Source organism: Acinetobacter sp. GRABPA_MV_2 (assembly GCF_056725885.1).
Map to the genome: position 1 here is coordinate 237,382 of NZ_JBWZNA010000005.1, position 6,331 is coordinate 243,712.

At 32.9% G+C, this 6,331-nt stretch carries 6 protein-coding genes; 2 read left to right on the forward strand and 4 right to left on the reverse strand.

All coding sequences use genetic code 11. From position 1 onward, the window contains the following. Positions 1-13: 13 nt before the first annotated feature. Entirely contained in the window at positions 14-595 is a 582-nt protein-coding gene (locus ACXM0J_RS07215) for a YqiA/YcfP family alpha/beta fold hydrolase (RefSeq protein ID WP_086266284.1), read from the reverse strand. A gap of 210 nt (positions 596-805) precedes the next feature. On the opposite strand from ACXM0J_RS07215, the gene ACXM0J_RS07220 reads away from it, so the two are divergent. After that, entirely contained in the window at positions 806-2,149 is a 1,344-nt protein-coding gene (locus tag ACXM0J_RS07220) for a PGAP1-like alpha/beta domain-containing protein (protein ID WP_086266285.1), read from the forward strand. 64 nt (positions 2,150-2,213) lie between these two features. On the opposite strand, the gene ACXM0J_RS07225 is transcribed toward ACXM0J_RS07220, so the two are convergent. Further along, the gene (locus ACXM0J_RS07225; RefSeq protein ID WP_086266286.1) at positions 2,214-2,570 is read right to left on the reverse strand and encodes a DUF5991 domain-containing protein; all 357 of its coding nucleotides are present in this window, start codon (positions 2,568-2,570) and stop codon (positions 2,214-2,216) included. 144 nt (positions 2,571-2,714) lie between these two features. Between ACXM0J_RS07225 and ACXM0J_RS07230 the strand changes: the two genes are divergently transcribed. Next, the gene (locus tag ACXM0J_RS07230) at positions 2,715-3,371 is read left to right on the forward strand and encodes a haloacid dehalogenase-like hydrolase (protein ID WP_086266287.1); all 657 of its coding nucleotides are present in this window, start codon (positions 2,715-2,717) and stop codon (positions 3,369-3,371) included. A 300-nt stretch (positions 3,372-3,671) separates the two neighbouring features. On the opposite strand, the gene ACXM0J_RS07235 is transcribed toward ACXM0J_RS07230, so the two are convergent. Then, positions 3,672-4,136 (reverse strand): hypothetical protein, encoded by a 465-nt coding sequence (locus ACXM0J_RS07235; RefSeq protein WP_086266288.1) that lies wholly within the window; start codon positions 4,134-4,136, stop codon positions 3,672-3,674. A gap of 10 nt (positions 4,137-4,146) precedes the next feature. Beyond that, the coding region (locus tag ACXM0J_RS07240) for a M23 family metallopeptidase (protein WP_086266289.1) at positions 4,147-6,331 on the reverse strand (2,185 nt) is incomplete at its 5' end.

The following is a 6,331-nucleotide window of genomic DNA, read 5'->3' on the forward strand; positions in this document are numbered from 1 at the left end:
TTGTACGTTTTCCTTATTTGATGGTGTGCGCAAAGAATTCGATCACTAACGGTAATTTTTCTTCAAAATCTTCCATAGCATGATTGCCATGAGCATCCGTCAAAATCAATGAGGATGGCGTTGCAGCACTATAATAGCGTTGTGCTTGACGATAATCCAAAATTTCGTCGCCTTGTTGCAATAAGACGAGTATTTTGTCGGCATTTTCAGGTTGATTCAGTTCCAGTTGTTCTAACTGCCTTAACTGAACATGGTCAATTGACCATTGATCATTCACCACATAGGGCATACTTTCAACTTGAAATAACTCATCAAACAGCTTCCATGGTTGCATAGCAGGGTTAATCAGTACAGCTGGAACATTATATTTCGCGACAAAATATGTCGCAAAAAACCCGCCAAGGCTACTACCGACTAAGGCCACATCATCTAAAGACTCTATCAGCTCTGAAACTTGCTCAACCACTAGATCAGGAGATCTATTTAAGTCTGGCAAATGCACATTTATGCCCAATTCGCTACAATACTGTCTAAGGCTCAACCCTTTAATTGAAAGAGAGCTACTATTAAAGCCATGGAGGTAGATAATATTCATATATTTCCCTCTAAATTGAGAATAAATTCACATTTTTGTTCTCAGTTTGTATATAAAAACACTATTGTCAGACAAGAAAAACCACTCAACTAACCATTCATCAGTATTTTAAAAACATGTGTTATTTAAACTACTAAGATGGAAACGTTAGCTGCCGTTGATAAAAAGTACAGCTTAAAACGTCGGTTATAACGTATATGGGGAAAAGATATGCCGAGCTTAACACCACTACATGAAACTTATTGTAAATGGGATCGTACGCCACCTAGTCAGGCAGACGTATTAGAAGGTTTAGCTCAACTGTTCAGTACCAGCTTAAATGGTGTACATGAATTAATTCAAGTTATTAATATTGAAGTATTAAAAAATGCTTTTGGTGTGAGTACACAAAATGCTAAAAACTTTCAAAAACGACCATTTGTGCAAAAGGCATATCAATTTTCTTATGGCGCTTTACAAAAATACGGTAGTTGTTTTTTAGCGCCAAGCTTACGTCATATTATTGAAAAATATCCCACACTTCACGAAAAAACCCTCACCCCAAGCCTACATTTTTTAGTCGGCATTTTGAACGGGATTTTTGGGGATTATCTACTTAAACAGCATAGCCCCCTCGCCTTACCTATGGTGCTATACGATCACTACGGTGCAATACAACAAGGGGAACTTGCAGGCCGTATTGTGATTTTAGCTCATGGTTTGTGTATGAACCATCTGACTTGGTCAAATGCACATTATGGTGGAATTGGGGAACGTCTGTTAGCACAGCGTGACCATAACACGATGTTGTATTTAAATTACAATACAGGCCGACGCATTTCAGCCAATGGACGCAGTTTTTCGAACTTATTAGAAGACTTGGTCCAACGTAATCCAAGAATTACCAGTATTGATATCATTGGCCATAGTATGGGCGGGCTAGTATCTCGTAGTGCCTTGTTTTATGGCAAACAAAATATGTATCAATGGATCCATATGGTCGAGAATCTAGTCTGCATTGGCTCTCCACATCATGGGGCAGTTTTAGAGCGCTTTGGCTTTACCATACAAGATAAACTTGGGGCTTTCCCTTTTGTCGGCTTACTCGGTCAACTGGTTAATATTCGTAGTAATGGTATTTTAGACTTACGCCACGGTAGCGTTCGTGATGATGATTGGGAACATATGGATGCCCGTATTGGTATGATGGATGATAACCGTGCCCCTGCTCCACTACCTTCCCATATCAACACCTTTTTAGTGGCAGGGACCTTAGAATTTGAAAAGGTGCGCAATAAAGCGTTGACCGTAATTGGCGACTACTTAGTGAGTGTAAAAAGCGCACTAGGCGAACATCCTAATCCGCGCTTTCAGCTTAAAGTTCCAGACTCACATAAAGCTGTGTTTTATGGCTTAAATCACTTTGAAATTCAGTATCACTCAAGTGTTGCCGAACAGATCACTCGCTGGTTATATCCTCATGCTAATGATTACGTTCAAGAAGGTATTCAAACCCATATTATTGATATGCCGAACTATACGCTCGAAGATTTAGAAGGGATTGTAGAGACGTAAAAAAAGCCCAACTTATGTTGGGCTTTTTTATAGAATCTAAAATATTTAAAAAAAAGCTCTATAACTATTGTTTATCTTTAAAAAATAAGTTGTCTTTAATATCTAAAACTTCATCAGAATAAAGATAGTATTTTCCTTTCTTAAAGACCACTTTTCCTAACTTTTCACCACTTTGAACTTTAAATAAATATAGCTCGTTATTTTTCTCTTTCACTTTGCATATATAGGATTTATCAACTTGAAAGCCAGCAATAGAATACTCACACTTTTTTGGTGTTAGTGTTAAGACAGATTCTATCGTCGCAACATTTCCACCTGGTAGTTCTTCTGAACTATAATAATGATAAGTACCACTCCACTTATCTGTATTTGCAAATGTGTTAGCAGAAAAAGCCAGCAATAATAAACAAAAATTTTTCATTTAATTAATTTATAAATAATCAAGTTAAACTATTATAACCATATCGCAATACAATAAAATATTTTATTATTTTATAAACCAACTATTAAAAATACTCTTTTTGAAAATTCATTCTTATCACTATCACTAAATCTAGAGAAATATATGAAAGAAACTGTTGTTTTTGACTTGGATGGGACATTACTATCGGGTGACTCTACAAAGGCATGGCTATCAGATAAATTAAAATCCAATATTTTTAGATTTATCGCTGCACTTATTGTTACGCCCATCGCTTTGCCTCTTATGAAATTTAAGAAATATAAATCTAAAGGTGCTTCATTGTATTTATGGATTGCAACGTATGGCTTGAACGAAGAAGAATTAGAATACAGCTTTAAGAATTTCTCTATGAATATCAAAAACAATTCTTTCAATTCATTATATTGGTTTGAGCAAGGTATAAATGAAGTTAAAGATCATTTAGCCAATGGAAGAATTGTGTTTATTGCTACGGCTGCACCAGAAAAGTTAGCGAATGTTTTACTCGAGTCTATCAATCTAAATGTAAAAATTATTGGTACTCCTCTACAAAACAAGCTGGGAGGATGGATAAGTGGGATACATTGTAGGTCTGAAGAAAAAGTAAGAAGATTGAATAAGCTTGATATCAAACAACCTTGGCTTGCAACATACAGTGATGATATTGAAGATGACTTACCTATTTTGATTAGCGCTAAACTACCCTATTTAATTAACGGGGATAACAATAAAATTAAAAATATTAAAATCAAAAATTTAAAAATATTAAATTGGTTTTAATTTAATAAAAAGATTCTTTAAAAATCAATTTTTTTAAATCCTTATTATCTTTAATTTTTTTTGGAAAATTCTATATTATCGAATTTTTAATTATATCCATAATAATGTATTTAAAATCTTTGTTAACTTAGTACAGTCCAGTCTTACTCTTAATTACCATCTCATCTATAACAAGGGTATCTATTAATTTTTCTTATAAATAAAAACTTAGTACGGATACTAAGTTTAAAAATATATTACTAATACATCTTTATTTGAAACTAAAATTATTTGCAAATAATAAAATTAAAAAAGATAACTTTATGGTGCATTAGAATTTCGTATTTCTAGAATCTCATTGCAATCTTTAGCATTAGAATAAGCGAAAATTCGCTTGTCTTGATTTTCTAATAAAAGAGCATCTTTATTTGAACCAAAAGCATTTTTAGAGATATCACACTTATAAGAAGTCAATCTAAAATTGCTTAAATTTTCACATTTAGGTTCAGCATTAGCTTCATCAAAACCATACCAATCTGTAATATTTTTATTTAAACATGAAATTTGATTTGCTTGAACATCATCTTTTGTATCGACCACCTTATCTGTAATTACTGTTGGTTCACTTACTGGTAAAGCCTCACTTATAGCTGGAGATTGTTGCTCATACACTTCTGTATGTATTACATTCGATTCGTTATTTAAGCTACTTGGTGTTTTCTCTTGGTCTTTATTACTACATGCAAATAAAGCACCTATAAAAATTAAGATATAAATATTCTTCATGATTTAATGCTCATAATGATGCGCTATCTAAAAATGGTGTAGGATCAATTAAATCCGACCGCCGCTTATAAACACTTGTACCGTTTAAAGTGCCTTTATTATTTGGATTTGAGTACATTTCCAAATGCAGCATCATACTTGGAATACCTTTAGTTGTTAAGCTACCTACATAAGCTATTACTTGACCCTTTACAACTTTATCTCCAGCTTTTACTAAAGCTTTACCCTTTCTAACTTCCCCATAACGAATGATATGTTTTGGATGAACAATTTCAATAGCATCTGTATTATCATAAAAATAATAAATATTTCTTACTACACCATCAGCCATCGCTCTAATTTCGGTTCCTGCTGGTGCATACAGATCACAACCTGCGTGTTTACGTTTTCCACCACTACGATTAGAACCAAATCGAGCAAATCCATTTTTATATGAATTTGTCCGTGCCTTTAAAGGGAATAAATATGAGCCATCATCTTTTGGCTTATCTATTCTTAACTCAATAACTGGCATAGGATTCTTCAATACAGCGGTATAAAGTACTTGTTCTTTACTATCAACATCTACAACAATTTCAATTTTCTTCCCTTCTTCGCCCCGATGTTTTTTTAATCCAATCCCATCTTGCCCAGTATAATGTGTTCTTTTTGCGCCATTATATTTAATTGAATAAGCTAGATTTTCTTCCTTACCTGTCTCTTTATTTATTGTTTTAATAGTAAAAGCGACATCACTACCATATTGTTTAGTTAAAGGATTACCATTTTTCTCTGTATGAACATTCTCTATTCTTCCTAATGAAGGAATAAAATCAATTAAGTAATCAACAAAGCTCTCTTCTTTCTTAGATGACGTTTCTTTCGCTGGGGTTGCTTTTGCTGGTACTGTCTTACTAGGAGGATTTGGAGCTACTCGAGGCATCTGTATTGTTGTAGCCGCAGAATTTAAGTTGACATTAATTACGGAAATACTTGGATCATTTCTTAATGTCAAAACAGGTTTCTTATTTGAAAGTAGCAATTTATAAACAAATGCATTCAACATTTTTAATTGAATAAAGCCATTATTATCCGTTGTTTTCTCTATTTCTCTGCCTCTATATGAAACAAAAAACTTAGTACTTTTTAAAATTTTACCTTTACTATCATGTATCTTCAATTTCACACTGACTAGCCCTAATGGGACTGATATACAACTATTTTCCATTCCTTTTGTTACGGATATTGTTTTTATTTTTTGGTAACCTTTACTTCCATTTACCAATATGTCTAAATTTTCACCCTCTTCTGCAATTATACCAGTTTTTATTCCTGAACTATCAGAAGTATGCTCTTTGATCTTACCTTTATATCTTACAAAAAACCTCATATTCGTTATTTTTCTATTTGTGTCACTTTCTATTATGGCTATATCAAATTTTATATCTTTAGAAGCATTTGTTTTCACCTCATCTTTCTTCGAATCAACAGTTTTCTGTTCAACAACAACTTTTTCTTGTTTTGGCTCTGGTTCAGCAGTTTTTTGTAGAACAGATTGAATTTTAATATCTTCACTTACACTTAATTCAATAGATTGTTTTTTATCAGAGGCTTGGGTAATAACAGCTGATTGTTTTCCATCTGCCTTAATTATAATTTTACTGCCTGGATGTCTAATAATAACAGGTAATAGTCCTTGCTCATCTGACTCTGCATTTACAATAAACTTTGATTGTTTAAACTTACCACTATATTCAGATTCAATAGTTACTTTTTTATTTTTTGCTATTTGTCCAATTTGGTTCTTTAATTTTATATATATTTTTCTACTACAACAGCTTTCTAAGTCATAATGGTTAAACATCTCAATATATTTACTAATATGAACATTATTTCCATCTACTTCTTTATAATTTCCTTTAAAACCTGATATACCTAAAAAAGAACCTAAGCCTCCGTCACCAACTAAATGAGCCCCTGCAATAGCACCCGATTCAGTAATTTCAATTCCATTGATTATTTTCCCATAGTATTCATTAAAACTTCTATTTCTTAATCGTTTGCAAAGAAGATCTATCCATTCTCCAATGATTTGAACCTGCTTAGCAGGAGATTTCAAAAAATCTGATAAAGAATTAACACCATTGTGTCCAGTCCAACTCCCTGTCCAATCGTTTTCTTCAGTTTTATCAGAATTATCTTTCCAATGCTTATAA

What these genes read in the sequence shown, in the direction of transcription:
- ACXM0J_RS07215 (WP_086266284.1), bottom strand. Translation starts at nt 595, where the DNA reads ATGAATATTATCTACCTCCATGGCTTTAATAGTAGCTCTCTTTCAATT.
- ACXM0J_RS07220 (WP_086266285.1), top strand. Translation starts at nt 806, where the DNA reads ATGCCGAGCTTAACACCACTACATGAAACTTATTGTAAATGGGATCGT.
- ACXM0J_RS07225 (WP_086266286.1), bottom strand. Translation starts at nt 2,570, where the DNA reads ATGAAAAATTTTTGTTTATTATTGCTGGCTTTTTCTGCTAACACATTT.
- ACXM0J_RS07230 (WP_086266287.1), top strand. Translation starts at nt 2,715, where the DNA reads ATGAAAGAAACTGTTGTTTTTGACTTGGATGGGACATTACTATCGGGT.
- ACXM0J_RS07235 (WP_086266288.1), bottom strand. Translation starts at nt 4,136, where the DNA reads ATGAAGAATATTTATATCTTAATTTTTATAGGTGCTTTATTTGCATGT.